Source organism: Stenotrophomonas sp. 364 (genome assembly GCF_009832905.1).
In the GTDB taxonomy this organism is placed as follows: domain Bacteria; phylum Pseudomonadota; class Gammaproteobacteria; order Xanthomonadales; family Xanthomonadaceae; genus Stenotrophomonas; species Stenotrophomonas maltophilia_AP.
The window spans coordinates 3,121,943-3,148,514 of the sequence record NZ_CP047135.1; the positions used below are offsets into that span (position 1 = coordinate 3,121,943).

Consider the following 26,572-nt stretch of genomic DNA (forward strand, 5'->3'; position numbering starts at 1 on the left):
TCAGCCACGTGTCAGCAAGGCGCCAACCGCATTTACCCCGCGACGATGTACTGCTGCAGCTGGTCCAGCTTCTGGGCCTGCTCGTCGATCACCGATTTCACCAGGTCACCGATCGATATCACGCCCACCACGCTGCCGCCATCCACCACCGGCAGGTGCCGGATCCGGTAGTCGGTCACCAGTTGCAGGCAATGCTCCACCTGCTCGGACAGCGCCACGGTCACCACCTTGGGGGTCATGATGTCGCTCACCCGCGTGGTCCGCGACGAGCGCTCATGCAGCACGATCTTGCGCGCGTAATCGCGCTCGGACAGGATGCCGACCAGTTGCCGGCCGTCCATCACCAGCACCGCGCCAATCCCTTTTTCAGCCATCAGGCGGATCGCATCGATCACCGGCGATTCCGGGCCTACCGCGAAAACCTCAGGGGACTTGCCGTCCAACAGCTGTCGTACCGTGGTCATCTCGTTGCTCTCCACCGATGGGATGCACGGACGAGTCTGCCACGAACGGTGCCTGCCAGGTGTCAACCAGGTACAGCGGGCGCTGCTTGGACTCGTCGTACAAGCGCCCCAGGTATTCCCCGATCAGCCCCAGCGCAATCAGCTGCACGCCGCCCAGGAACAGGATCGCCGCCATCATCGTCGGCCAGCCGGCCACGCGGTCGCCATACAGCGCCGCCTTGGCAACCACCCAGACCGCAAACACGAACGCCACACTGGCGGTCAGCAGGCCCAGATAGGTCGTCACCCGTAGCGGCGCGGTCGAAAACCCGGTAATGCCTTCCAGCGCGAAGTTCCACAGCTTCCACAGCCCGAACTTGCTCTGCCCCACCAGCCGCGCGTGTCTACGGTAGGGCAGCGCCTTGCGCCGGAAGCCCACCCAGCCGAACAACCCCTTCATGAACCGGTGGCGCTCACGCAGCTGTCCCAGCGCCTGCAGCGCGCGCGGCGACAGCAGCCGGAAATCGCCGGTGTCGGCCGGAATGGGGGTCTTGGACAGCCGCCCGATCACGCGGTAAAAGGCCGCCGCCGTGCTTCGCTTCAACCAGCTTTCGCCGTCGCGGGCCAGCCGCGTGCCATACACGTTGTCGTAGCCCTGCTGCCACAGTGCGACGAACTCGGGGATCAGTTCCGGCGGATCCTGGCCATCGGCGTCCAGGATCATCACCGCGCCGCTGTCGACGAAATCCAGCCCCGCCGTGAGCGCGGCCTCCTTGCCGAAGTTGCGCGACAGGCGCAGCACCCCCACGCTGGGATCCGCATCGGCCAGGGCCTGCATCACCGCCCAGGTGGCGTCGCTGCTGCCGTCGTCCACGTACAGCACGCGGCCGTCGATGCCGTGCAGCCCGTCCAGCACCGCGCGCAGGCGGGGGTGCAGCCGCGGCAGCGCCAGGGCTTCATTGTGGGCAGCGATGACCAGGGTGAGGCGTTGGACAGTCATGCGGCGATTGTAGCCTTGCCCCGTCACCTTCATGAATCGTCAGTCGTCGGCCAGGTAGCCGCTTCCGCCCAGCTGCCGCGCCTGCCGCTGGATCCACGCCGCGCGACGCTGCACATAGGGCCCCGGCCTGGACGCGTTGTAGCGCCGCGGCGCCGGCAGCACCGCCGCCAGTCGGGCGCTTTCGGCCGGACTCAACCGCGCCGCGTCCTTGCCCCAGAACTGGCGTGCCGCCGCCTGCGCGCCGTAGATGCCATCGCCGAACTCGGCGATGTTGGCGTACATCTCCAGAATCCTCGACTTCGGCCACAGTGCCTCGATCAGCACCGTGTACCAGACCTCCAGGCCCTTGCGAACCCAGCTGCGCCCCTGCCACAGGAACAGGTTCTTGGCCACCTGCTGGCTGATCGTGCTGGCCCCGCGCAGCCGGCCGCCCCTGGCATTGTGGTCGCGTGCCTTCTCGATGGCCTGCAGGTCGAACCCGTTGTGCACGGGGAAGCGCTGGTCCTCGGCGGCCACCAGCGAAATCGGCAGGCTGGGTGCCATCTGGTCCAGGTCGCGCCACTGGTAGTGCAGCCGGTAGTCCCACTCGCCCTGGCCCAGCGCCTCGCCGTACCGCCACAGCATCACCATGGACACCGGCGGGTCGATGAACCGCAGAACCAGGACCTGCAGCACGCTGAAGGCGGCGAACAGCACCGGCAGCCATAGCAGGCGTTTCCAGTGCCAGCGTCGCGGGCGCGACGGTTCCAGGCCCGGTTCGGCCTTGAGGTTGCTGCGCTCTGCCCCCATTAGTGGTGCATCCTTTGCTTGCACGGTTGTCGGCGCATTATCCGGCAACTGCATCCCACTTCGCGCGCCCATAGAACCGATGACCGCCCAATCCGACACCCTTGTCCGTTTCCTGCTCCCCGATGCCGGCGTCCGCGGCGTGCATGTGCACCTCGATGCGACCTGGGCTGAAATCCTCTCGCACGCGGTCTACCCGCCGGCCGCCGCCGAACTGCTCGGCGAAGCCGCCGTCGCCTCGGCGCTGTTCACCGGCCACACCAAGGTCGATGGCCGCCTGTCGATCCAGCTGCGCAGCAACACCGCCATGCGCACCCTGTTCGCCGAATGCACCGCCGCCGGCACCCTGCGCGGCATCGTGCAGCTGGCCGACGGTGGCGGCGATGCCCCGCGCGACCTGACCACCCTGGGCGATGACGCGCTGCTGGCCATCACCATCGAAAACCCGGGCCTGGACCCGCGCGAACCGCAGCGCTACCAGAGCCTGGTCGGGCTGACGGCCGCCGGCCTGGACGAAGCGTTCGAAGACTACTTCCGGCAGTCCGAGCAGCTGCCCACCCGCCTGCTGCTGGCGGCCGACGGCACCCGGGCCGCTGGCCTGCTGCTGCAGAAGCTGCCCGGCGACGAAGGCGACAACGACGGCTGGTCTCGCGCCAGTGCCCTGTTCGAGACCCTGGGCAAGCAGGAACTGCTGGACGTGCCCGGCAATGACCTGCTGCACCGCCTGTTCCATGAAGAGAAGCCGGAACTGCTCGGCGAGCGGGGGCTGCGCTTTGCGTGCTCGTGCTCGCGCGAACGGGTGGAAGGCATGCTGCAGTCGCTGGGCGAGGACGAAGCCCGCGCCGCCGCCGAGCCGACCGGCGCGGTGGACGTGCGTTGCGAATTCTGCGGACAGGAGTATCACTTTCCGTTGACGGAGTTCGCCATACTGTTCAGCGACACCGGTGTTTCCCCACCGGCACCTGAACGGCTTCAGTAATCGCCGCACGAGTTTTGTTCTGGGGAGAACCAAGACTTGTTAAGAATTCATAAACGCCCTAGGATCAGTGTCCCGCTTCGGCGGGAACTTGTGCTCACCGCTGCTGTCTGAGAGTTCCCATGCGTTCCCTTCTGCGTCTACCGCTGGCCCTTGTGATCGCCCTCGCCGCGATCACGGGCGCGCATGCGCAGAACAAACCGCGCCAGGACAGCACAGTGATTCCTGTGTGGAACAAGGGCAGCGGCAAGGTCGAGGCCCTGCTGTACCTGGAACCCACCGGTGAACAGGCCGTTGGCGCGCGCTGGCACTTCGGCCGCAGTTCGCTCGACGCCGCCTTCGGGCTGTCCTCGGGCGACTCGCTGGGCCTGCTCTGCAACAGCAGCCGCGGCACCAGCATCAGCGGCCTGGCCAGTCATTGCATGCTGGCCAGCTTGGGCGATGACGATGACAACGCCTCGTTGAGTCGCCGGGTCAGCGGTACGGCCGCGTTCAACCGTCCGGGTGGTCGCCTCGGCATCACCGCCGGGACCGGCCGTGACACCCTGCCGGCCTGGTTGGCCGGCCCGAACAAGTCACCGGCATTGCGCGCCGAACAGAACGACCTGACTGTGTTCGGCCAGAAGAACATCGGTCGCGAAGGCTTTGTCTCGATCGGCGGCACCTACGCCAAGGCACGCCTGGTGCCGCTGTCCGATGCGTCCCCGGCCATCGTGGACCGCTGGGACAGCAAGAGCCTGACCATCGGCGCCGGCTACGGCAACTTCAGCGGCAACATCATCGGCCGCGTGGTCGATGTGCCCGGCCAGCCCGGCAAGTGGGAAGGCCTGGGGGTCGGCTTGACCTGGCGCACGCCCTGGAGCGGGCAGCTGACCGTAGGCGCCGAGAACGTGATCACGCGCGGCAAGAATCCGTTCGCCCCGCGCAACGAGAGCACCGACGAAGGCACCGTGCCCTACGTCCGTTACGAACAGGATCTATGATCGACGCGCGCCGTGTGGCGCCGCCGAACGAGCCAAATGCGCGCCTCACGGCGCGTTTTTTTTGCCTGGAACCCCGGCCCCCCGTGGCCCACACCTGCCCCACGCGGCGGTCCAGCGCTGCACACCGTGTATCGCCACCGGCGCATCCGCCGGCAAATGGGACGTGACGACACCGTTCGATACATACCGTTACAAATCAACTGCAACTATTTTCATCACAAATACTTAACCAATGAGACAGCAAGTTCCTTGAGCGCCGGAAAATCATTGATCCACAACGACTTTGCCGAATTTAACCCAGTTCACACCCTTCATTAACGTGGCTTTAATTCTCTCCAGTCGGCAGTTACTATCGAGTCAGCCTCGTGGTGATTGGCGCTCATTTGGTGCCGCCGCAGGCAAACACCCCAGTGAATACCCAAGATTCCCTTGGAGAGAGAGAGCAATGAATTTCAAATCCAACAAACTGCGTGACGCGGTGATCGTCGCGCTGGTCGCGACGGGCGCCACCGGCGCCGTGCAGGCCCAGGAAGCCGAGACCACCGGTGCAACCAACCTCGATCGCATCCAGGTCACCGGCTCGCGCATCCGCTCGGTCGATACCGAAACCCAGCAGCCGGTGCTGGTCATCAGCCGTGACACCATCGAGCACTCCGGTGTGACCAGCGTTGGCCAGCTGATGCAGAACATCAGCGCCAACAACGGCTTCTCGATGAATGCCCAGGTGAACAACGGCGGCGACGGCTCGTCCGGCGTCAACCTGCGCGGCCTGGGCGCTGCACGTACCCTGGTGCTGGTCAACGGCCGCCGTTGGGTCAGCGCCCTGGATGCCTCGGTCGACCTCAACACCATTCCGATCGCGGCGGTTGAGCGCGTTGAAGTGCTGAAGGACGGCGCCTCGTCGATCTACGGCTCCGACGCCATCGGCGGCGTGGTCAACCTGATCACCCGCAAGGACTACGAAGGCGCGGAAGCCCGCGTGTACGTCGGCCAGATGGGCCCGGGCGATGGCCAGCAGCAGGCCTACGACTTCACCATGGGCGCCAACAGCGACCGCGGCAACATCCTGTTCAGCGCAAGCTACAGCAAGGATGACGCTGTAAGGGCCCGCGACCGCGCGATCTCGCGCAACCCCACGTTCGGTCTGACCCAGCGCAGCTCGGTTTCGTCCTCGGGCGTGATCTGGCAGCCGGTCGATGCCGCCGGCAATGCGATCTGGCCGGAACAGTTCACCAACGAAGACGACTACTACGCCGCGCTCGACAACGTCGACATGAGCGTCATCAACAATGGCGCCGATTCGCGCGACCTGGCCAACTACCACCCGTACACCACGGCGGGCGATGGTTACAACTACGCCTCGGACAACTACCTGCTGACGCCGTCGGAGCGTCGCTCGCTGTTCGTGCAGGGTGCCTTCGACATCACCGACTCGGTGACCTTCCGTTCCGAGGCGCTGTACAACCAGCGTGAGTCCGAGCAGGCGCTGGCCGGCTTCCCGGTCACCGAAGGCTTCTACCTGGCCGGCACCCGCGGCCTGGACAAGGACAGCTACTTCAACCCGTACAAGGGCACTGCGCAGGCGCGTGACCTGGATTACGGCCGCCGCTTCACCGAGCAGCCCCGCATCTACAACCAGGACGTGAAGACCTTCCACTTCTACGGTGGTCTGGAAGGCGTGTTTAACTTCGCCGACCGTGCGTTCAACTGGGATGCGGGCTACCGCTACAGCCGTACCGACCAGAACGACCGCATGCGCGGTGACCTGAATACCTTGAACCTGAACGCCGCCACCGGCCCGTCCTTCATGGACACCGACGGCGTGATCAAGTGCGGTGCCCCGGGTGCGATCGTGGCCGGCTGCATTCCGATCAACCCGCTCAGCTCGGCCGGCTCGATCAACCAGGAACAGCTGGACTATGTGATGTTCACCGCACATGACCAGTACCAGAACCTGAGCAAGAGCTTCACCGCCAACCTGGCCGGCGATCTGTTCCAGCTGCCGGGCGGCATGGCCGGTTTCGCGCTGGGCTTCGAAAACCGCAAGGAAAGCGGCTACGACGATCCGGATGCCCTGGTCGCCGCCGGCTACACCTCGGGTAATGCGCGCAAGGCCACCGCCGGCGCCTACTCGCTGGACGACGCCTTCCTGGAATTGGCCCTGCCGCTGCTGTCCGACCTGCCGGGTGCCCAGTTGCTGGAACTCAGCGCCGCCACGCGCTTCTCGGACTACAGCAACTTCGGCCAGACCACCAACAGCAAGTTTGGCTTCAAGTGGAAGCCGATCAACGACCTGATGGTGCGTGGTAACTGGTCCGAAGGCTTCCGTGCGCCGTCGATCACCAATCTGTACCGCGGCAACAGCGACAGCTACATCAACTTCGGCGATCCCTGCTCCTCCGATTGGAGTGGCTACACCGCCGATGTCCAGGCCCGCTGCGTCGCCGGTGGCGTGTCCCCGACCTTCGTCCAGCAGACCAACGCTGGCCTGGGCTACGGCGGTCAGACCATCTTCCCGTTCACCCTCGGCGGCAACCCGGACCTGGGTCCGGAAACGGCCACCAACTACACCCTGGGCTTCGTCTACAGCCCGAGCTACCTGCAGGGCTTCGACATCGCGCTTGATTGGTACAAGATCAAGATCGAAAACGCGATCAGCACCCCGACCTCGGACTTCATCCTGGACCAGTGCTACGTTGCTCCCAATGGCGATCGTAGCTACTGCGACAGCAGCTACTTCGTCCGCGATGGCGCCGGCCGCATCACCAACATGTTCCTGCTGCCGCGCAACCTGGCAGAACGTGAAGTGGAAGGTTTCGACCTGAGCGTCCGTTACCGCCTGCCGGACACCGCATGGGGCAGCTTCTCGTTCAACTGGGATAGCGCCTACGTCTCCACCGACAAGTCGCGCGCCAACAAGGACGCCGACTGGGAGAACTCGGTCGGCATCTACGAGCAGGACACCCCCGGCTGGCGCCTGAGCTCCAACCTGACCACCGATTGGACCCTGGGTGACTTCGGCGTGACCTGGACGATGCGCTACCGTTCTTCGTTGTCGGAAAGCTGCATCGGCCGCACGGCTGCGCACCTGGCTGCCGGCCTGTGCTCGGATCCGGACAAGCTGGGCCTGGCCGGCCAGCCGGACCCGCGCAACCACATCGAATCGGTGCTGTACCACGACGTGGAAGGCCGCTACAACCTGCCGTGGAACGCCACCGTGGCCATCGGTGGTCGCAACGTGTTCAAGAAGGATCCGCCGCTGGCGGGCCGCGCCTTCGCCAACACCTACGACTACTCGTATGACACCCCGGGTGGTTACTACTACATGCGTTACACCCAGCGCTTCTAAGCGGGGCGTGGCGTAAGTGACACAGTGGCCCCGGAAACGGGGCCACTTTTTTTCCCGCACACCACGGTCAAGCCCATGCCCGCCCCTTTGCCCCCGCCCCTGTCGGCACTCATCGAGCAAGCCCACCAGCTGGCCGCCTCAGGCAACCCCAGCGCCGCCGAACGCTGCTTCGAGCAGGTACGACAACGCGACCCGGACAACCTGCAGGCACTCAATTTCATCGCGCTGTGCCACAGCGCGCGCGGACACCACCACGACGCCACCCGCCTGCTGCAACGCGCACTAGCGCTGGCGCCCGACGACGTGGGCACGCACAAGAACCTCGCCGTTTCACTGATTCAACAGCAGCAGTACGATGCCGCCGAGCCACTGCTGCGCGACGCATTGGCACTGGACCCCGGCTTCTTTGTCGCCCGCCTGTACCTGGGCTGGGTGCAGGAGCAGCAGCGCCGGCCGCACCTGGCGCTGACCACGTACTTTCTGGCGGTCAACGCCGCCCAGAAGCAGGGCAACTGGCTGAGCGACGACAGCACGCCCCCGGGGCTTCGCCCACGCGTTCTGCATGCCATGAAGTTCCTCGCGCACGGGCGGCACGACGTACTTCATCGCCTGCTCGCGCCCCTGCACGCCCAGCACGGCGCCCAGGCGCTGCGACGGGTGGACAAGGCCGTGGATGGCTACCTGGGGCGCATGCGCCTGCAGACAGCCGATCCGCTGCAGCGCCCAAGCTTCCTGTACTTCCCCGACCTGCCGGCCACGCCCTATCTGGACCGGTCGCTGTTCCCCTGGTACGAGGCACTTGAAGACCAGACCGACCCGCTGCGTGAGGAACTGGTGTCAGTGCTGGACGAACGCGCCCTGCTGCAACCGTTCCTGGGGGACGCCGCCAATGCGGGCGGCCAAAGCTACCTGGCGGGCGAAGCGGGCGCCACAGCGCGCTGGGATGGGTTCTTCTTCCATCGGCACGGCCGGCGATATGACGACAACTGCGCGCGTTGCCCGCGTACCGCCGCCGCCCTGCAGGCGACCACGCTGGTGCAGATTCCCGGCCATGCTCCGGAGGCGCTCTATTCGGTACTGGGCCCGGGCTCGCACATCCGCCCGCATACCGGGGTGACCAACACCCGCATCGTCACCCACCTGCCGCTGCTGGTACCCGAGCACTGCGCGCTGCGCGTGGCCGGGCAGACCCATGCATGGGAGACGGGACGCTGCATCAGCTTTGACGACACCTGGGAGCACGAAGCCTGGAACCGCGGCACCCAGACCCGCGTGGTGCTGCTGTTCGATGTATGGAACCCGCACCTGACCGACGTCGAACGCGATGCGGTCAGCCAGCTGGTCACGGCCATCGCCGAATTGAATGGCGCCCAGGTACTGGACGAGTAACCTCAGCCGATCGGGATCAACGTCTCGATCACATGCTCCACGTAGGCCTCGAAATCCTCGCGGGCCTGCTTGGGCTGCTGCAGTTGCAGCGACAGCTGCAGGAAGCCGACGTATGCCGCGTACGCCAGGCGCGCGCGGTGCTGCGCATCGGTGCGGCTCAACCCGGCCTGACGGAACGAGGCCACCAGGTACTCCAGCCGACGGTGCGAGACGCGGTCGATGACCGGGCGCACCATCGGGTGGTCCAGCGCCTTGAGCAGCTCGCTGTAGATGATGTGCGGCTGCACTTCATGGGCCACCACCTGGAACAGCTGGCGCAGACGCGCACGCGGGTCCGGCACGTCTTCCAGGCTGCCGAACACCTGTTCCTGCTCGAACAGCTCCCAGCGCTCCAGCGCCGCCTGCAGCAGCGCGTCACGGGACGGGAAGTGCCAGTAGAAGCTGCCCTTGGTGACCCCCAGGCGACGCGCCAGCGGCTCGACCGCCACCGCGCCAACGCCTTGTTCTGCAATCAGGTCCAGGGCAGCCTGGGCCCAGTCTTCCGCGCTCAGGCGGCTGTTGCGGCCGGCACGTGGCTCGCCGGCGGAAGCTTCAGGTTCATTCATGGCGTTGATTTAACCATACGCCGGGGTCCGTGTCCGCCAAAATGGCACGCCGTGACCGGCGCCAATGCCCGCGCCGTCACTGACGTAGCGCCCTTCCGCCGCGCCGCGAAGGGCTTCCATACCCCCAAGTATTGACATGCCCACGGGCAGGTCCATACTAGCGAGTATGGTCATTCCTTCTTCTACCCTGCCCCGCGTTGACGATGAGCGACTGACCGGCGCGCACGATGCCGTGCTGGCCGCCTCCCGCTCCTCGGCCGGGCGCCGCGGCACCGTGCTGTTCGCCCATGGCTTCGGCCAGACCCGGCATGCCTGGACACCCACCGCACTCTCGCTGGCCGCCGCTGGCTACCAGACCCTGGCTTACGATGCGCGCGGCCATGGCGACTCGGACTGGAACCCGGCCGACCTGCCCTACCACGGCGAACAATTTGCCGATGACCTGATCGTGCTGGCCGGCGAACAGCCGCAGCCGCCGATCCTGGTCGCCGCCTCGATGGGCGGGCTGTTCGGGCTGCTCGCCGAATCGCGCTGGCCGGGCCTTTTCTCGGCCATGGTGCTGGTGGACATCACCCCGCGCTGGGATACCGCCGGGGTCGAACGCATTCTGATGTTCATGACCGCCCACCCGGATGGCTTCGCCTCGCTGACGCAGGCCGCCGATGTGATCTCGGCCTACATGCCGCATCGTCCACGCAAGTCCGAAGACTCGCTGCGCGCACTGCTGCGCGAGGACGGCCATGGCCGCTGGCGCTGGCATTGGGACCCGCGCCTGGTCGCCGAACTGGCGCGCGACAGCGAACAACACCAGGACGCGCTTGCCGAAGCGGCGCGCCAGGTCAAATGCCCCCTGCTGCTGGTCAGCGGTGGCCGCAGCACCCTGGTCACCCCGCAGACGGTGGCCGAGTTCCTGGCGTTGGTGCCACATGCACGCCACGTGCAGCTGCCGGAGGCCACGCACATGGTCGCCGGTGATGACAACAACGCCTTTACCGCTACTGTGTTGGACTATCTGGACGTGTTGCCCTCGGCCTCCGCCGTTGCACAGTCCGCCACTACCGAGCACGTCACCGGAGCACGCTCATGAGCATTGTCGTTCCCTTCCTGGCCATCCTGCTGGCGGGCGCCATCGTCGCCTACCACCGGATGCGGCTGATCACCTGGACGATCGTCAGCCTGGTGCTGCTGGCCGCCTGCTGGTTCATCCCGTACGTCAGCCAGACCGCCACGATCGTGGCTGCGGCCATCGTCGCGGTCATCGCCGTGCCGCTGCTGCTGCCCTTCATCCGCAAGCCGCTGCTGACCGCGCCGATGATGAAGGTGTTCCGCAAGGTGCTGCCGCCGCTGTCGCAGACCGAGCGCATCGCGCTGGAAACCGGCTCGGTCGGCTTTGAAGGCGAGCTGTTCACCGGCGACCCGGACTGGAACATCCTGCTGAACTACCCCAAGCCGCAGCTGACCGCCGAGGAACAGGCCTTCCTGGATGGCCCGGTCGAAGAGCTGTGCAAAATGGTCAACGACTGGGAAATCACCCACGTCTACGCCGACCTGCCGCCGGAACTGTGGAGCTTCATCAAGAAGAACAAGTTCTTCGGCATGATCATTCCGAAGGAATACGGCGGCCTGGGCTTCAGCGCGCTGGCCCACCACAAGGTGATCCAGAAGCTGGCATCGGTGTCGAGCGTGGTCAGCTCCACCGTCGGCGTGCCCAACTCGCTCGGCCCGGGCGAACTGCTCAACCACTACGGCACCCAGGCGCAGAAGGACCAGTACCTGCCGCGCCTGGCCGATGGCCGCGAAGTGCCCTGCTTCGGCCTGACCGGCCCGTTCGCCGGCTCGGACGCCACCTCGATTCCCGATTACGGCATCGTCTGCAAGGGCGAGTGGAACGGCGAGCAGGTGCTTGGCGTGAAGCTCACCTTCGACAAGCGCTACATCACCCTGGCCCCGGTGGCCACGCTGATCGGCCTGGCGTTCCGCATGTACGATCCGGACGGCCTGATCGGCACCACCCGCGACATCGGCATCACCCTGGCGCTGCTGCCGCGTGACACCGCCGGCGTGGAAATCGGCCGCCGCCACTTCCCGCTCAACTCGACCTTCCAGAACGGCCCGATCCGCGGCAAGGACGTGTTCATTCCGCTCACCCAGCTGATCGGCGGCGCCGAAAAGGCCGGCAAGGGCTGGAACATGCTCAACGAGTGCCTGGCCGTGGGCCGCTCGATCACCCTGCCGTCCACCGCCAGTGGCGGTGCCAAGGCCGGCGCGGTGGTGACCGGTGCCTACGCGCGCATCCGCAAGCAGTTCGGCCTGTCCGTCGGCCGCTTCGAAGGCGTGGAAGAAGCGCTGGCCCGCATCGGCGGCAAGGCCTATGCGATCAGCGCGCTGTGCCAGGCCACTGCCGCTGCGGTGGACCGCGGCGACGTGCCGTCGGTGCCGTCGGCGATTGCCAAGTACCACTGCACCACCATGAGCCGTGAAGTGATCTCGGACATGATGGATGTGATCGGCGGCAAGGGCATCATCCTGGGACCGCGCAACTTCGCCGGCCGCAGCTGGCAGGCCGCACCGATCGCCATCACGGTGGAAGGCGCCAACATCATGACCCGCAGCCTGCTGATCTTCGGCCAGGGTGCGATCCTCTGCCACCCGTGGGTGCTGAAGGAAATGAAGGCCGCGCAGGACCCGGACACCCGTGCCGGCCTGCAGGAGTTCGACCGCAGCCTGTTCGGCCACATCCGCTTCGGCATCTCCAACGCCGTGCGTTCGTTCTGGTTCGGCCTGACCGGTGCGCGCTTCGGTGCCGCACCGGGCGATGCCTACACCCGCCGCTACTTCCGCAAGCTGGACCGCTATTCGGCCAACCTGGCGCTGATGGCCGACATCTCGATGATGACCCTCGGCGGCAAGCTGAAGTTCAAGGAATCGCTGTCCGGCCGCTTGGGCGATGTGCTGAGCCACATCTACATGACCAGCGCCATGCTCAAGCGTTACCACGACGAAGGCGCGCCGGTGGCCGACCAGCCGCTGCTGGCCTGGGCCTTCCATGACAGCGTGCACACGATTGAAACGTCGCTGTCGGCGGCGCTGCGCAACTTCCCGATCCGTCCGATCGGCTGGCTGATGTGGCTGCTGATCTTCCCGTTCGGCCGCCGTGCCGAGGCCCCCGGCGATCGCCTGGGCCACCGCGTGGCTGCGCTGCTGATGGCCCCCAACGAAGCCCGCGACCGTCTGGCCAGTGGCGTCTTCCTGACCCCGTGCGAGAACAACCCGGGCGGCCGCATCAACAGCTACCTGTCCAAGGCGATCATGGCCGAGCCGGTCGAGCGCAAGTTCATCAAGGCGGTCAAGACCAAGGGCATCGAAGCCCTGGACTTCGCCACCCAGTTGGACGAAGCGCTCGCCGAAGGCGTGATCACCCAGGACGAGCGCACCCTGCTCGAAGAGCTGCGCGCGCTCACCCTGGAAACCATCACCGTGGACGACTTCGATCCGCACGAACTGCGCTCGGCCGGTTACTACGACCGCGAGCGCAAGGACGCGCAGTCGCAGCAAGCGGCGTGATCGAGGCAGCAACGTAACCCCCAACGGCGGACTTCGGTCCGCCGTTTTCTTGAGAGGCGTCCATGTCCGCTCCCCTGTTGAACCTGTATCGCCGGATGCAGCGCTGGCCCGCCGGCAGCTGGCTGTTTTCCCGCGCAGTGTGCGTCAAGGCGCCCTACTTCGCCAGCATCGCCCCGCGCATCACCCTGCTTGAGCCCGGCCGTTGCGAAGGGCGCATCGCGCACCGGCGCAAGGTCACCAACCATATCGGCACCGTGCACGCCATCGCGCTGTGCAACCTGGCCGAACTCACTGCCGGGCTGATGGTGGATGCCTCGCTGCCCAACGGCATGCGCTGGATCCCGAAAGGCATGGAGGTGCAGTACCTGGCCAAGGCGACGGGCACCCAGCATGCGGTGGCCACGCCGGAGCAGCCGATCGTGGCGGCCGAGGCAGGCTACGCGCTGCCGGTGAAGGTGCAGGTGCGCGATGACGCCGGCACGGCCGTGTTCGAGGCGCGGATCGCGATGTGGGTCTCACCAGTCAAGCGTTGATCGCGGGTGCGCAGCCACCCATCGGGTGGCGCTACCTCCGATCCGTCTGTCGCACGATGGCGCCACGCCATGCGTGGCTGACGTCTGTCAGGCAGGCACCATCCACCATGCCGCCACGGCCAGGATCGCCGGCACAGCCTGGATGAAGAAGATCCGCTTGTTGACGCTGTACGCGCCATAGCAGCCGGCCACGATCACGCAGCCCAGCATGAAGTTCACCAGCATCGGCAGGTGATCGAACAGGCCCCAGAACAGGCCGGCGGCGAGGAAGCCGTTGTACAGCCCCTGATTGGCCGCCAGCACGCGCGTGGCCTGCGCCTTTTCCGGCGTATTGCGGAAGGTTTTCAGGCCCAGCGGCTTGGTCCACAGGAACATTTCCAGGACCAGGAAGTAGACGTGCAGCAGGGCGACCAGCAAGGTCAGTGACAGCGCGATCCAATACATGGGCAGGCCTCCAGAACGTAATGCAGAGAGCTTACTCCGGGCGCTCGCCCGGCAGCTTCTTTTCTTCGCGCAGCAGGCCGAGGGCCGCGATGGTCATCGCACCAGCCACGACCAGGCCGCCAACGAACACGATGTGCGAACCGAACAGCGACAGCCCCTTGTGCAGCCAGGCGAAGCTCAGATCCGCACCGCGGTAGACCACGGTGTCGATGGCGGCGCCGGCCTTGTAGCGCCACTGGCGGTCCACCCGGGTGTAGATGGTCTCGCGTGCCGGCTTGGCCAGGGAGAATTCACTGGCGCGGGTCATCACCTGCACGATCGCGACCATCAGCGGCAGCGGCGAGGCGGCCAGCACCGAGAACCCGATGATGATCGCCACGCCCGGAATCAACAGCGCCGGAGCGATCCCGTAACGCGACAGCAGCCAGCGCGTCGCACCGAGCTGGATGATCAGGGTCAGCGCGTTCACCGCCAGGTCCACACGTGAGAAAAACGCGGTGCTGGCGGCCGGGTCGGTGTAAAGGCGGCGCACGATCGAAGCCTGCTCGTTGTAGAGCATGGTGCCTACGCCCACGCCAAACAGCACCATCAGCGCCAGCCAGCGCAGCATCGGCTCACGCACGATCAGCTTCAGGCCATCGAACACGCTGCCGCCCATCGGCGTCTCGCCGGAGACCAGTTCCCGCTCCTGTTCGCGCGCCACCGCCCACAGCCGCAGCCGCCAGATGCAGCCCAGGCAGATGAGCAGGAAACCAGCCGAGACCAGCATCAGATTGGCGATGCCGACCCGCTGCACCAGTGCCGAGGTGATGATCGGGCCGAGGAACGCCCCGATCGTCCCGGCCGCGCCGAGGTAGCCGTAATACGCGCGCGCCTCCACGTTGGAGAACACGTCGGCCATGAAGCTCCAGAACACGGCCACCGCGAACAGGTTGAAGACGGTGATCCAGAAGAAGAACGCCATGCCGCGCCCGGGCACGCCGGTCTCGAACATCACGTAGAACCCGAGCAGGGTGACGATGAAGAACCCGTACACCACCGGCAGGAACACGCGGCGCGGATAGCGGCTCACCAGCGCGCCGTACAGCGGCTGCAGCACAAGCATGATGAAGAACACGCAGGTGAACAGGAACTGCAGCACGAAGTCCTGCAGGGCGATCCCATGGCCGGCGAACCACTCGATCAGCGGCAGCGGGAACACGGTCTGCAGATCGGAGGAGGCCGCCATCGCTTCGCGCACCGGGCGCAGCACGTAGTAGCCGCTGAGCAGGCAGAAGAAATACAGCGAGGCCCAGATCAGCGGTGGCGAACGCCGCCACGCACTCAGCATCCCACCGGCTGCCGTGCCGGTCCCGGTCGCCGCGGTCATTGCCCGCTCTGCGCGGACAAGGGGCGTTGCAACGGCAGCATGTGGGGAACTCCGGGCGTCGAAGCGCGCAAGGTAAACGATGCACCGCAACATCGCCAGTAGCAGCGCTGTTCACCGGCGCAACGCTGCGTGGCCATGATCGCGCTGCCCCGTCGCAGGCCCTGCTGCCCTATGCTCGGGGCCATCTACCGAAGGGGCCGCCAGCCGTGGTGACGGACACGTACGACTACATCATCGTCGGCGCAGGATCGGCCGGCTGCGTGCTGGCCAACCGGCTCAGCGCCGACCCGCGTTGTCGGGTATTGCTGCTGGAAGCCGGTCCACGCGACCGCAACCCGTTCATCCACATGCCGGCCGGGTTGGCGCGGCTGGTCAACAACCGCCGCATCAACTGGAACCTGGACACCGACGCCGAGCCGGCGCTGGCAGGCCGCCGCCTGTGGTGGCCGCGCGGCAAGGTGCTGGGCGGCTCCAGTTCGATCAACGCGATGTGCTACGTGCGCGGCGTCCCCGCCGACTACGACGGCTGGGCGGCCGGCGGCGCCGAGGGTTGGGGGTGGGCGCAGGTGCTGCCGTGGTTCCTGCACAGCGAAGCCAACAGCCGCGGCGGCAGCGCACTGCACGGCGACGCCGGCCCGTTGTCGGTCGCCGACCTGCGCCACCACAACCCGCTCTCCGACGCCTTTCTCGACGCTGCCGTGCAGGCCGGGCATGCGCGCAACGACGACTTCAACGGCGCCCGCCAGCTCGGGGTCGGGCTGTACCAGGTGACCCAGCGCGATGGCGCGCGCTGCTCCAGCGCCACCGCCTATCTGCACCCGGCGCGCGGCCGGCGCAACCTCACCGTGCTCACCGGTGCACATGCCACCGCGCTGCGCCTGGAGGGCAACACCGCCACGGGGGTGCATTTCCGCCACGGCCGCCGGCACCGGCATGCCGCGGCCAGCGCGGAGGTGATTCTCAGCGCCGGTGCGGTGCACTCGCCGCAGCTGCTGATGCTGTCGGGCATCGGTGCGGCCGCCCAGTTGCGGGAGCACGGCATCGCCGTTCGTACCGACCTGCCCGGGGTGGGCGCCAACCTGCAGGATCACCTGGACATCTGCACGCTGGTGCATACCCATCCGGGCGTGAGCTACGACCGCAGCAACCAGGCCCGGATCGCCTTCGACTACTTCCTGCGTGGCCGCTGCGGCGCCGGCACCAGCAACATCGCCGAGGCCGGTGGCTTCGCCCGCTCACCGCTGGCCGTCGACGCGCGCGCCGACGTGCAGTTCCACTTCGTGCCGGCGATGCTGGACAACCACGGCCGCCACCGCCTGCCCGGCGACGGCTACACCCTGCATGCCTGTGCCCTGCACCCGCGCAGCCGGGGCCGGATCAGCCTGCGCGACGCCAACCCCGCCTCGCCACCGCGCATCCAGGCCCATTACCTGAGTGATCCCGACGGGATGGATCTGGCGATGATGAAAGCGTGCGTGCGGATGTCGGCCGAGATCCTGCGCCAAGCGGCGTTCGACCGCTGGCGCGGGGCACCGATCTTCCCGCCGCGGCAGGACCTGGACGAGGCCGCGCTGGAGGCCTTCATCCGCGCCAAGGCCGAGACCATTTACCACCCGGTGGGCACCTGCGCGATGGGCACCCATGCCGGGGCGGTGGTCGACCCGCAGCTGCGCGTGCACGGCGTGCGCCGCCTGCGCGTGGTGGATGCCTCGGTGATGCCCAGCCTGGTCAGCGGCAATACCAACGCGCCCACCCTCATGCTGGCCGAACGCGCCGCGCAGTGGATCCTGGAGGCGGCCTCGGCAAGCTGAACAGGGGTGCGCCGCGCGCGTCGGCACTGCACGCGCAAGGGATGCAAAAACCGCGCCTTTTCAACCAGATACGCATTCATCTTCGCTTGGTTTGTGCAATCAGGAAAAGCAGCGCTAGAATCACCCACAGCAGTTGCGCACGGGTCCCAAACGATGAATCAGAACAGCAGGCGTCGCCCGATCCGTTCGGCGGCCACCGGGTTGCTGGGCATGTTGATGCCCATCGCGATGTCGTCCACTGCACAGACGCCCAGTGCTGCGCCGACCGCATTCCCTGTCAACATCGAAAACACCGCGACGATCGCGCACACCCAGCCGGCCGCCTATCGCACCACGCCCGCCACCGTGCAGGTGCTGCCGCCGGCCCAGGGCTTCAACGTGGCTGCGATCGAAGCGATGGCCCAGCAGCTGACCTACGGCGAGCGCGTCCCGGGCATGGCCGTGGCCATCGTCCAGGGCGGCCGTGTGCTCAGCGCGCGCGGCTACGGCGTCACCGACGTCAACAACCCGCAGATGGTCGATGCGCACACCGTGTTCCGTTTGGCATCGCTGTCCAAGGCGTTCGCCGGCACCATGGCCGGCCTGCTGGTCAACGACGGCACGCTGCGCTGGGACAGCAAGGTCACCGACTACGTGCCCGGGTTCCAGCTGAGCTCGCCGGAGGCCACCGAACGCCTCACCGTGGCCGACCTGCTCAGCCACCGCGTCGGCCTGCCCTACAACGCGTACGACCGCGACGTGGAAGCCAACGCCGAGTACTACACGCTCACCCACAAGCTGGCCTCGACCTCGCTCAAGTGCCTGCCGGGCGATTGCTATGCCTACCAGAACGTGGCCTTCAGCCTGATCGGCGACGTGGTCTACGCCGCCTCGGGCAGCTTCTACGAGCAGTCGGTGGAACGCCGCCTGTTCAAGCCGCTGGGCATGGACGACGCCAGCCTCGGCCTGGCCGGCATCCAGGCCAGTTCGCGCTGGGCGCGCCCGCATGTGCGCAGCCGCAACGGCTGGGTGTCGCTGAACCCGAAGCCCACCTACTACCGCTTGGCGCCTGCAGCCGGCGTCAACGCCAGCGCCAGCGACATGGCCCAGTGGTTGCTGGCCCACACCGGCCACCGCCCCGACGTGCTGCCTGCGCCGCTGCTGGCCACGCTGCACTCCACCCTGATCAATACCCCCGGCGAGATGCGCTCGGGCTGGCGCCGCGAGCGCCTGCACTCGGCCGGGTACGCACTGGGCTGGCGCAACTTCGACTACGCCGGGCATGAAGTGATTTTCCATGCAGGTGCCGTGCAGGGCTATCGCGGCCTGGTCGCGCTGGTACCCGAACGCGACCTGGGCATCGCCATCATGTGGAACGGCGAAAGCAGCCTGCCCAGCGGCCTGCTGCCGACGGTGCTGGACCAGGCCATCGGCCTGCCGACCCAGCGCTGGCTCGACGTGGACACCGACTTCGGCAGCGACAACCTGATGGTGGAAGACGGCGCCCCGGCAACCAAGCGCAAGGGCGTGTCGTCCAACCGCGCGGTTGCCTCGCCGCGCTGATTACGGCGCGAGGATGCATCAACGAGGCGGCCGATTGGCCGCCTTTTTTGTCGGGCGGGAGAGCCGACCGTTGGTCGGCTGCCACAAACGTATACGGTAGAGCCGACCGTTGGTCGGCTGCCACGAACGGGAACGGTAGAGCCGACCGTTGGTCGGCTGCCACGATCGGATACGGTAGAGCCGACCGTTGGTCGGCTGCCAGCGAATCGCCGAAGAAGCAGCCGACCAACGGTCGGCTCTACCGGAACACCGTGCGTCGCGCGCATCCCCGGTCCGCACAATGCCGGGCGTCGTGTTGCCCCCGGTCCGCATGATGCCGCGCGTTGTCTGCCCCGGTCCGCATACCCGATGCCATCCGGCCGCCGCCGGCCTAAGCGCCGCGCGCCTGCGGCGCACAATGATCGCCCATAAAAAAACCCCCTCCCCGCTGGGCTGCCAGGGAAGGGGTTTCAGTTACGGCATCGGGAACTGCGTCAGATCAGCGGTGCCGGGGTTGCCGGCAGGGCGACCGGTGCGGCCTTCTTCTTGCGAACGGCCGGCTTGCGCTTTGCAACCTTCTTCACCGCCTTCTTGGCAGCGGCCTTCTTCGCCGGCGCCTTGCGTGCGGTGGCCTTCTTCGCGGTGGCCTTCTTGGCTACCTTGCGTACGGCCTTTTTCGCGGTCTTCTTGGCAGCCTTCTTGGCCGTGGCCTTTTTGGCTACCTTGCGGACGGCTTTCTTGGCGGTCTTCTTGGCGGCGGCCTTCTTGGCGACCTTGCGGACTGCCTTCTTCGCCGTCTTCTTCACTGCCTTTTTCGCGGTCTTCTTGGCGGCGGCCTTCTTGGCAACCTTGCGGACTGCCTTCTTTGCCGTCTTCTTCACTGCCTTGCGGGCGGTCGCCTTCTTCGCTGCCTTCTTCACCGTCTTCTTGGCGGCCGCCTTCTTGGCTACCTTCTTCACGGCCTTCTTGGCGGCGGCTTTCTTGGCTACCTTCTTGACGGCCTTTTTGGCGGCCGGCTTTTTCTTCGCAGCTTTCTTGGTTGCCATGGGATGGCTCCTCGTCAGTGATCTATGGAGTGAAAACGCCCAGGTAAAGCAAACCCGCAGTGCGACATCGCGGGGACCGCCGTCGCGTCAAGCGCGTCGTGACGGATACGGGGATACCCACCGCAGGTGACCAGGCGGGTATCGAATGGGAAGGGGCCTTGCGGTTCGCCGAGGGAAGCGAAGCCATCTCCACCGTCTTCTGACGCGAGGTGGATGTCCAGGTTGTGCTTCGCGACTGGATGTCGATTCTGCTCACTCTGTTCGCAGCAAGGTCTGCTGTGGCGAAACCTAATCACGCTTTTTTTCACTGTCAACAACCCCGGCGAAAAATTTTCACACCGAAGGCCCCCGCAAGCCGACGCCGCCCCCCTCCACGAACACCGCCAACGGCGTGCAATGTTGCCGCGCGCACAGCGACCGGACACGCCACGCGTGCCGCACGCGAAAAGAAAACCGCTTAAAAGAAGCACTTTCGTATTTTCAGCACGCGCGCACCGCGCGCATCCCGGCACCAGTGCGCGCGCACCCGACGGCACCCCGGACGCTACCCACACCGCACCCAAACGGAGGCGAAAACTTTTCACATCTTCGATCGCTTTTTGCCACCGGATTTACGCAAATGCGCAAACTTTCCGGCGGTCATCGCCACCCGGATCGCACCGGTTCGACGTGCCGTCACCGCCGCGCGCGACCCGGATGCGCACCGCGAGCGCGCGCCAAGGACACCCGGCGCACACGGCGACACCCAAACGTGCGCTCATGACCGGACAGTAATGCACACCTCACCGATGCGCATAAGCGGCCGACGGCGTCGCGAACGCCGACCGCATCGCTGGCGTTTTTTCGTCACGCACGGATAACGATGGCGCTGACGGCCACGGCGCGGGCAAAAAAAAACGGCCGCACCAGGCGACCGTTCTTTCTGATCCGGCGACGATCAGTGATCGTCGTCTTCCAGCAGCTCGGCGTACTCGTCCGGGCCCAGCAGATCGTTCAACTCGTCGTTGGCCGAGAACTCGACCACGTAGATCCAGCCTTCGCCGTAGGCATCTTCGTTGATGGTTTCCGGCTTGTCCGACAGCGCTTCGTTGACTTCGACCACGGTGCCGGTGACCGGGCTGTACACGTCCGAGGCGGCCTTGACCGACTCGACCACGGCCGCCTGCTGGCCGGCCTTCACTTCATCGCCGACGGCCGGCAGTTCGACGTACACCAGGTCGCCAAGCAGGCCCTGGGCGTGGTCGGAAATACCGACGGTGACGCGGCCATTGCCTTCGACACGTGCCCACTCATGGGACTTGAGGAATTTGAGGTCGCCGGGGATCTCGCTCATGGGACTGCTCCGAGGAATATCAGGGGTCAAGAAACGGGGGTAGTGTAACCACCGGCGCCGACCACTGACAGGTCGGCGCCGGGAAAAAATCAGGCGTCGGCGAGCACGCCCGGCTGGGCCTGGCCTTCGCGCACGAACGGGAACTTCACCACGCGTACCGGCACCTGCTTGCCGCGGATGTCCACGTGCACCTGGCCCAGTTCACCGGCCGGCACCCGCGCGAACGCAATGCCCTTGCCCAGGGTCGGGGAGAACGTGCCCGACAGGATCTCGCCCTGGCCGCTGGCGGTGAGCACCGGCTGGCCGTGGCGCAACACGCCCTTCTCGTCCATCACCAGGCCGATCAGCTGGCGCGCGTCGCCCGCCGCCTTCTGCGCTTCCAGCGCGCCACGGCCGATGAACTCGCGGCCCTCGTCCAGCGCCACGGTCCAGGCCAGCGCGGCTTCGTAGGGGGTGATGTCTTCATCCATGTCCTGGCCGTACAGGTTCATGCCGGCTTCCAGCCGCAGCGTGTCGCGCGCGCCCAGCCCGGCCGGGCGCACGCCGGCGGCGGCCAGCGCATTCCAGAACGCGACCACGTCGGCCTGCGGCAGCAGGATCTCGAAACCGTCTTCACCGGTGTAGCCGGTACGCGCCACGAACAGCGGCGTGCCACTGGCGGCGGTGGCCTCCAGCGCGGCGAAACGGCCCAGCTTCTCCAGCGCCGCGCGGTCGCCGTCGGCGACCAGGCCGATCACCCGCTCGCGCGCGGTGGGGCCCTGCACGGCGATGATGGCCAGGTCTTCGCGCTCGGTGACGTCCACGTTGAATGCGGCCGCCTGCTCGCGGATCCAGGCCAGGTCCTTTTCGCGGGTGGAGGCGTTGACCACCATGCGGAAGAAGTCGTCGGCCAGGTAGTAGACGATCAGGTCGTCGATGACGCCGCCGCGCGGGTTGAGCATGCACGAATACAGCGCCTTGCCGGTGGCCTTCAGCTTGTCCACCGAATTGGCCAGCAGCGTGCGCAGGAACGGCTTGACCTGCTCACCGCGCAGGTCGACCACGGTCATGTGGCTGACGTCGAACATGCCCGCATCGGCGCGCACCAGGTGGTGCTCGTCCAGCTGCGAACCGTAATGGATGGGCATGTCCCAGCCACCGAAATCGACCATCTTTGCGCCGAGCGCGCGGTGGGTGTCGTTGAGAAGCGTCTTCTGGGTCATGACCATTTTTCCGGGGGAATGAAGGCAAGACCGGCATTATCCCAGAACCGTCTTCACAACGCCTGCGGCGTTGCGTCAGACCGGCTGCACCTGCAGTGTCATGCCTTCCACCGTCACCACCCGCACCCGGGTGCCTGCCGGCAGATCCGGCCCGGCCACCACCCAGAACGCGTCGTCGATCTTGGCCCGGCCCTTGCCTGCCACGATGTCCTGGTCGATCACCACCACCCGCCCCACCAGCTGCTCGGCGCGGCGGTTCAACAGCGGCGCGTCGCTCTGCCGGTCGCGTCCCCGTCCCCAATGCCGGTAGCACTGGATGGACACCACCGACAGCAGCACGAAGGCCACCACCTGCCACAGCAGGGGAATGTCGCCGAACACCGCTACCAGCACGAATACCGCCGCCGCACCGATGCCGATCCACAGCATGAAGGCGCCCGGTGCCAGCGCCTCGGCGGCGAACAGCACCAGCGCCAGCGCGCCCCACCCCACCACTTCCCAGCGCATCTCAGCCTCCTGCCCGCGGCGGGACGGCGCGCGGGGTTCGCTTGTCTTCCTGTTTGGCAAACGCCTCGCGCGCCAGTTCGGCAACGCCGGCGATCGAGCCGATGACGCCGCTGGCCTCCATCGGCATCAACACCAGCTTCCGGTTCGGGGACGTGGCCAGCTCCTTGAACGCCTCCACGTACTTCTGCGCGATGAAGTAATTGATCGCCTGCACATCGCCCTGGGCGATGGCTTCGGACACCATACGGGTCGCGTTGGCCTCGGCTTCGGCCGAACGTTCGCGGGCTTCGGCATCGCGGAACGCGGCCTCCTTGCGGCCCTCGGCCTCGAGCACGGCGGCCTGCTTCTCGCCTTCGGCGCGCAGGATCTCCGACTGCCGCGACCCCTCTGCCTCCAGGATCTGCGCACGCTTTTCGCGCTCGGCCTTCATCTGCCGCGCCATCGCATCGAGCAGGTCGCGCGGCGGCTGGATGTCGCGGATCTCGATGCGGTTGACCTTCACGCCCCAGGGGTTGGTCGCATGGTCGACCACGTTCAGCAGCTTGGCGTTGATCACCTCGCGCTGGCTGAGCGATTCATCCAGGTCCATCGAGCCGATCACGGTACGGATGTTGGTCTGCACCAGCGCGATCATCGCCACCTCCAGCACCGACACCTCGTAGGCCGCCTTGGAGGCGTCCAGCACCTGGAAGAACACCACCCCGTCCACGCGCACCGCCGCGTTGTCCTTGGTGATCACCTCCTGGCCGGGTACGTCCAGCACCTGCTCCATCATGTTCACCTTGCGCCCTACCCCGTACACGATGGGGATCAGGAAGTGCAGGCCGGGCGACATGGTGTGGGTGTAGCGGCCAAAGCGCTCGACCGTCCATTCGTACCCCTGCGGCACCATCCGCACCGCCTTGAACAGGATGACCACGGCCACGAAGGCCAGCACCAGCGAAAACAGCACGGTCGGAAACATCAGCTTGCTCCTTGCCCCGGGGCGTGGCCCGGGAATGGCGACGCTGCAGCTACAGCCGGATCCGGCCACGGAGAACGTCCGGGAACATCACGCGGTGGCCGGCGAAGGAATGGAACCGTTGGAAGGCGCGGAAGCTGGCGAAGGGGGACATGGCGCGCCCTGCAGGACCGGATGACCGCAGCATAGCGCGTAACGCGGTAGTGCCGGCCGCTGGCCGGCTCTGCTCAGACGCCCCCGGTTACGCGGTGCGTGGGGCGAACATGATCACCATCATGCCGGCCAGGCACAGCCCGACCCCGAGCAGGTCCCAGCGGCTGGGGCGGATGCCGTCCACCAGCCACAGCCACATCAGCGCGGTGCCGACGTAGACCCCGCCGTAGGCCGCATACACGCGCCCACTGGCCGCCGGATGCAGGGTCAGCAGCCAGGCGAACAGGGCCAGACTGCCCGCCGCCGGCAGCAGCAACCAGGCGCTGCCGTCCTTGCGCAGCCACAGCCACGGCAGGTAGCAGCCGACGATTTCGGCCACCGCGGTGAGGATGAACAGCAGCAGCGTTTTCACCGGGTGGCTTCGTCGGCCTTGGCCTGCTGCCAGAGCTGCTCCTGCGCCTCAAGGTCCAGCGCGGCCATTGCGTGGCCCGCGGCCTCGGCCTGCGCTTCCATTGCCCGGAAGCGGCGCTCGAACTTGTGGTTGGCCTGGCGCAGCGCCGCGCCCACGTCCACCTTGGCGTGGCGGGCCAGGTTGGCGCAGACGAACAGCAGGTCGCCCAGCTCCTCCTGCAGGCGGGCGTGGTTGTCCTCGACCGCGCCGCGCGCGAACTCGGCGGCCACCTCGTCCAGCTCTTCGCGCACCTTGTCGATCACCGGCGCCGGGCCGGGCCAGTCGAATCCGACCCGCGCCGCGCGCGCCTGCAGTTTCATCGCCCGCTGCCACTCCGGCAGGCCGCGCGAAATACCGGCCAGGGCGGAGGTGTCGGCATGGCCTTTGGCGGCGCGCTCGGCGCGCTTGATCGCCTCCCAGTTCGTGTTCACGTCCTCGGCGCCGTCGACCTGCGCCTGCGCGAACACATGCGGGTGACGGCGCTGCATCTTGTCGCTGATCGAGCGGGCCACCTCGGCGAAGCCGAACGCACCCTGTTCGCTGGCCATCTGCGCATGGAACACGACCTGCAGCAGCAGATCGCCCAGTTCGTCCTGCAGGTCGACCAGATCACCGCGGTCGATCGCATCGGCGACTTCGTAGGCTTCCTCGATGGTGTACGGCGCGATGCTGGAGAAATCCTGCTGCAGGTCCCAGGGACAGCCGTCGCGCGGGTCGCGCAGCCGCGCCATGATGCCCAGCAGGCGGTCCAGTTCAGCGGTGGCGGTCATCCAGTACTCCTTGGGGCAGCGGGTCAGGCGGGCAGCCACTCGCGCCATGGCAGGCGGGTGTCGCCGAGGGCGATGAAATCGCCGTTCAACAGGCTTTCGCGGCGGTTGTAGCGGAACGGCTTGCCCGTGGCCGCCGACAGCACCGCGCCCCCGGCCGCGTGCAGCACGCACTGGCCGGCGGCGGTGTCCCATTCGGAGGTGGGGCCGAGCCGTGGATACACGTCGAGCGTGCCTTCGGCGATCCGGCAGAACTTGAGCGACGAGCCCTGCGCGACCACCTCGATATCCCCCATCCGCGCCAGCAGGGCCTCGGTCTGCGCGCTGCGGTGCGAGCGGCTGGCGGCCACTTTCAGCGGCGCCGTGGCCGGTGCGCGTGCGCGCAGGACGGTGTCGTGCATCCCCACGCGGCGGTAGGCCAGCTCCCCGCGCATGGCATGCCAGGCAATCCCGCTGACCGGGGCCAGCACTACGCCGAAGGCCGGCGCGCCCTGGTAGATGAGTGCGATGTTGACGCTGAATTCGTCGTTGCGCTTCACGAACTCGCGGGTGCCATCCAGCGGGTCCACCAGCCAGTAGGCGCCCCAGTGCTGGCGCACGTCCCACGGCACCTGGGCCGACTCTTCGGACAGGATCGGCAGGTCCGGGGTGAGCTGCTGCAGGCCGCGCTCGATCACCGCGTTGGCGGCCAGGTCGGCGGCGGTGACCGGGCTGTGGTCGGATTTGATCGTCACGTCGAACGGCGTGGCATACACCGCCATGATGGCGGCGGCGGCGTCCTGGGCGATGGCGATGACGGTTTCGCGCAGATCGGTGGTGAGTTTGATCATGCGCCGCGTTCCAGCCACTGCCGGGCGATGAACAACGCCGCCAGTGATCGGCCCTCGGAAAAATCCTCACGCAGCATCAGCTGGTCCAGCTCGGCCAGCTTCCAGGGCACCACTTCCAGTTCCTCGGGCTCGTCGCCGACCAGGCGTTCGGGATACAGGTCGCGTGCCACCACCAGCCACGACTGGTGGCTCATGTAGGTGGGGGCCAGGGTCATCGCCCGCAGCACGTCCAGGCGCCGGGCGCCGTAACCGGCCTCTTCCTTCAACTCGCGGTCGGCCGCCTGCTCGGGGCTTTCGCCGGCATCGATGCGGCCCTTGACCAGGCCAAGCTCGTAGCGGTGCATGCCGGCGGCGTATTCACGCACCAGCAGCACCGTCTCATCGTCCAGCATCGGCACCACCACCACCGCGCCATGACCGTGGCTGACCAGCCGCTCGAAGCGGCGGCGCTCGCCGTTGGAGAATTCCAGGTCAAGGTGCTGGCGCTGGAACGGCCCGCTCTGCTCGTCCGTGATCTTGTGGATGATGGGCAGGCGACGGCTCATGCGA

24 protein-coding genes are annotated in these 26,572 nt (G+C 66.8%); 9 read left to right on the top strand and 15 right to left on the bottom strand.

All coding sequences use genetic code 11. From position 1 onward, the window contains the following. Nucleotides 1–32: 32 nt before the first annotated feature. From GQ674_RS14165 to mtgA, 3 genes are read right to left on the bottom strand one after another with little or no spacing between them, the layout of a single operon-like run. Nucleotides 33–464, bottom strand: a complete 432-nt coding sequence (locus GQ674_RS14165) for a CBS domain-containing protein (RefSeq protein ID WP_159497586.1) — start codon at nt 462–464, stop codon at nt 33–35. Then, on the bottom strand, nt 424–1,443 hold the full coding sequence (locus tag GQ674_RS14170) for a glycosyltransferase family 2 protein (RefSeq protein WP_159497587.1): 1,020 nt from the start codon (nt 1,441–1,443) through the stop codon (nt 424–426). Before GQ674_RS14170 ends, GQ674_RS14165 begins: the two co-directional genes overlap by 41 nt. A 39-nt stretch (nt 1,444–1,482) precedes the next feature. Beyond that, nucleotides 1,483–2,232 carry a monofunctional biosynthetic peptidoglycan transglycosylase gene (mtgA, locus tag GQ674_RS14175; protein ID WP_159497588.1) on the bottom strand — a complete coding sequence of 250 codons (750 nt, stop codon included), beginning with the start codon at nt 2,230–2,232 and terminating at the stop codon, nt 1,483–1,485. 79 nt (nt 2,233–2,311) lie between these two features. Between mtgA and GQ674_RS14180 the strand changes: the two genes are divergently transcribed. From GQ674_RS14180 to GQ674_RS14195, 4 genes are all read left to right on the top strand, one after another. Then, nucleotides 2,312–3,208, top strand: a complete 897-nt coding sequence (locus tag GQ674_RS14180) for an Hsp33 family molecular chaperone HslO (protein WP_159497589.1) — start codon at nt 2,312–2,314, stop codon at nt 3,206–3,208. Nucleotides 3,209–3,327: 119 nt separating this feature from the next. Continuing rightward, nucleotides 3,328–4,188 carry a hypothetical protein gene (locus GQ674_RS14185; RefSeq protein WP_159497590.1) on the top strand — a complete coding sequence of 287 codons (861 nt, stop codon included), beginning with the start codon at nt 3,328–3,330 and terminating at the stop codon, nt 4,186–4,188. 445 nt (nt 4,189–4,633) lie between these two features. Further along, a complete protein-coding gene (locus tag GQ674_RS14190) occupies nt 4,634–7,537 on the top strand; it encodes a TonB-dependent receptor (RefSeq protein ID WP_159497591.1) in 2,904 nt (967 codons plus the stop codon). A gap of 75 nt (nt 7,538–7,612) precedes the next feature. Then, entirely contained in the window at nt 7,613–8,926 is a 1,314-nt protein-coding gene (locus tag GQ674_RS14195) for an aspartyl/asparaginyl beta-hydroxylase domain-containing protein (RefSeq protein WP_159497592.1), read from the top strand. Between the two features lie 2 nt (nt 8,927–8,928). Here GQ674_RS14195 and GQ674_RS14200 read toward each other — a convergent pair whose 3' ends face one another. Further along, a complete protein-coding gene (locus GQ674_RS14200) occupies nt 8,929–9,531 on the bottom strand; it encodes a TetR/AcrR family transcriptional regulator (RefSeq protein WP_125357883.1) in 603 nt (200 codons plus the stop codon). Between the two features lie 166 nt (nt 9,532–9,697). Between GQ674_RS14200 and GQ674_RS14205 the strand changes: the two genes are divergently transcribed. From GQ674_RS14205 to GQ674_RS14215, 3 genes are all read left to right on the top strand, one after another. Then, nucleotides 9,698–10,618: an alpha/beta hydrolase gene (locus GQ674_RS14205; protein WP_159497593.1), complete on the top strand. Its 921-nt coding sequence runs from the start codon at nt 9,698–9,700 to the stop codon at nt 10,616–10,618. Beyond that, on the top strand, nt 10,615–13,095 hold the full coding sequence (locus GQ674_RS14210; protein WP_159497594.1) for an acyl-CoA dehydrogenase: 2,481 nt from the start codon (nt 10,615–10,617) through the stop codon (nt 13,093–13,095). Before GQ674_RS14205 ends, GQ674_RS14210 begins: the two co-directional genes overlap by 4 nt. Nucleotides 13,096–13,157: 62 nt before the next feature. Continuing rightward, nucleotides 13,158–13,628, top strand: coding sequence for a hotdog fold domain-containing protein (locus GQ674_RS14215; RefSeq protein WP_159497595.1), 471 nt, complete (start codon nt 13,158–13,160; stop codon nt 13,626–13,628). 87 nt (nt 13,629–13,715) lie between these two features. On the opposite strand, the gene GQ674_RS14220 is transcribed toward GQ674_RS14215, so the two are convergent. Beyond that, entirely contained in the window at nt 13,716–14,072 is a 357-nt protein-coding gene (locus GQ674_RS14220) for a DUF1304 domain-containing protein (protein WP_121038995.1), read from the bottom strand. Nucleotides 14,073–14,103: 31 nt separating this feature from the next. After that, nucleotides 14,104–15,441, bottom strand: coding sequence for an MFS transporter (locus GQ674_RS14225; RefSeq protein WP_159497596.1), 1,338 nt, complete (start codon nt 15,439–15,441; stop codon nt 14,104–14,106). A 206-nt stretch (nt 15,442–15,647) separates the two neighbouring features. Between GQ674_RS14225 and GQ674_RS14230 the strand changes: the two genes are divergently transcribed. Together GQ674_RS14230 and GQ674_RS14235 are read left to right on the top strand one after the other, a co-directional pair. Further along, the gene (locus tag GQ674_RS14230) at nt 15,648–17,252 is read left to right on the top strand and encodes a choline dehydrogenase (protein ID WP_236546088.1); all 1,605 of its coding nucleotides are present in this window, start codon (nt 15,648–15,650) and stop codon (nt 17,250–17,252) included. Nucleotides 17,253–17,405: 153 nt separating this feature from the next. Next, nucleotides 17,406–18,794 carry a serine hydrolase domain-containing protein gene (locus tag GQ674_RS14235; RefSeq protein ID WP_159497597.1) on the top strand — a complete coding sequence of 463 codons (1,389 nt, stop codon included), beginning with the start codon at nt 17,406–17,408 and terminating at the stop codon, nt 18,792–18,794. A gap of 473 nt (nt 18,795–19,267) precedes the next feature. Here the strand turns inward: GQ674_RS14235 and GQ674_RS14240 are convergent, their stop codons facing one another. From GQ674_RS14240 to nudE, 9 genes are all read right to left on the bottom strand, one after another. Beyond that, entirely contained in the window at nt 19,268–19,819 is a 552-nt protein-coding gene (locus GQ674_RS14240) for a histone (RefSeq protein WP_128097885.1), read from the bottom strand. A gap of 937 nt (nt 19,820–20,756) precedes the next feature. Continuing rightward, complete coding sequence (gene gcvH / locus GQ674_RS14245; protein ID WP_128097886.1) at nt 20,757–21,152, bottom strand: glycine cleavage system protein GcvH; 396 nt, start codon at nt 21,150–21,152, stop codon at nt 20,757–20,759. A gap of 89 nt (nt 21,153–21,241) precedes the next feature. After that, entirely contained in the window at nt 21,242–22,354 is a 1,113-nt protein-coding gene (gcvT, locus tag GQ674_RS14250; protein WP_159497598.1) for a glycine cleavage system aminomethyltransferase GcvT, read from the bottom strand. A gap of 75 nt (nt 22,355–22,429) precedes the next feature. Beyond that, on the bottom strand, nt 22,430–22,861 hold the full coding sequence (locus GQ674_RS14255) for an NfeD family protein (protein WP_159497599.1): 432 nt from the start codon (nt 22,859–22,861) through the stop codon (nt 22,430–22,432). 1 nt (nt 22,862) lies between these two features. Further along, nucleotides 22,863–23,825, bottom strand: a complete 963-nt coding sequence (locus GQ674_RS14260; RefSeq protein ID WP_159497600.1) for an SPFH domain-containing protein — start codon at nt 23,823–23,825, stop codon at nt 22,863–22,865. A 238-nt stretch (nt 23,826–24,063) separates the two neighbouring features. Then, nucleotides 24,064–24,387, bottom strand: a complete 324-nt coding sequence (locus GQ674_RS14265) for a YnfA family protein (protein WP_159497601.1) — start codon at nt 24,385–24,387, stop codon at nt 24,064–24,066. After that, a complete protein-coding gene (gene mazG / locus GQ674_RS14270) occupies nt 24,384–25,196 on the bottom strand; it encodes a nucleoside triphosphate pyrophosphohydrolase (RefSeq protein ID WP_159497602.1) in 813 nt (270 codons plus the stop codon). The genes GQ674_RS14265 and mazG overlap by 4 nt, the downstream gene beginning before the upstream one ends. A gap of 23 nt (nt 25,197–25,219) precedes the next feature. Next, nucleotides 25,220–26,023: a 3'(2'),5'-bisphosphate nucleotidase CysQ gene (cysQ, locus tag GQ674_RS14275; RefSeq protein WP_159497603.1), complete on the bottom strand. Its 804-nt coding sequence runs from the start codon at nt 26,021–26,023 to the stop codon at nt 25,220–25,222. After that, a complete protein-coding gene (nudE, locus tag GQ674_RS14280; RefSeq protein WP_128097892.1) occupies nt 26,020–26,568 on the bottom strand; it encodes an ADP compounds hydrolase NudE in 549 nt (182 codons plus the stop codon). Before nudE ends, cysQ begins: the two co-directional genes overlap by 4 nt. Between the last annotated feature and the right edge of the window lie 4 nt (nt 26,569–26,572).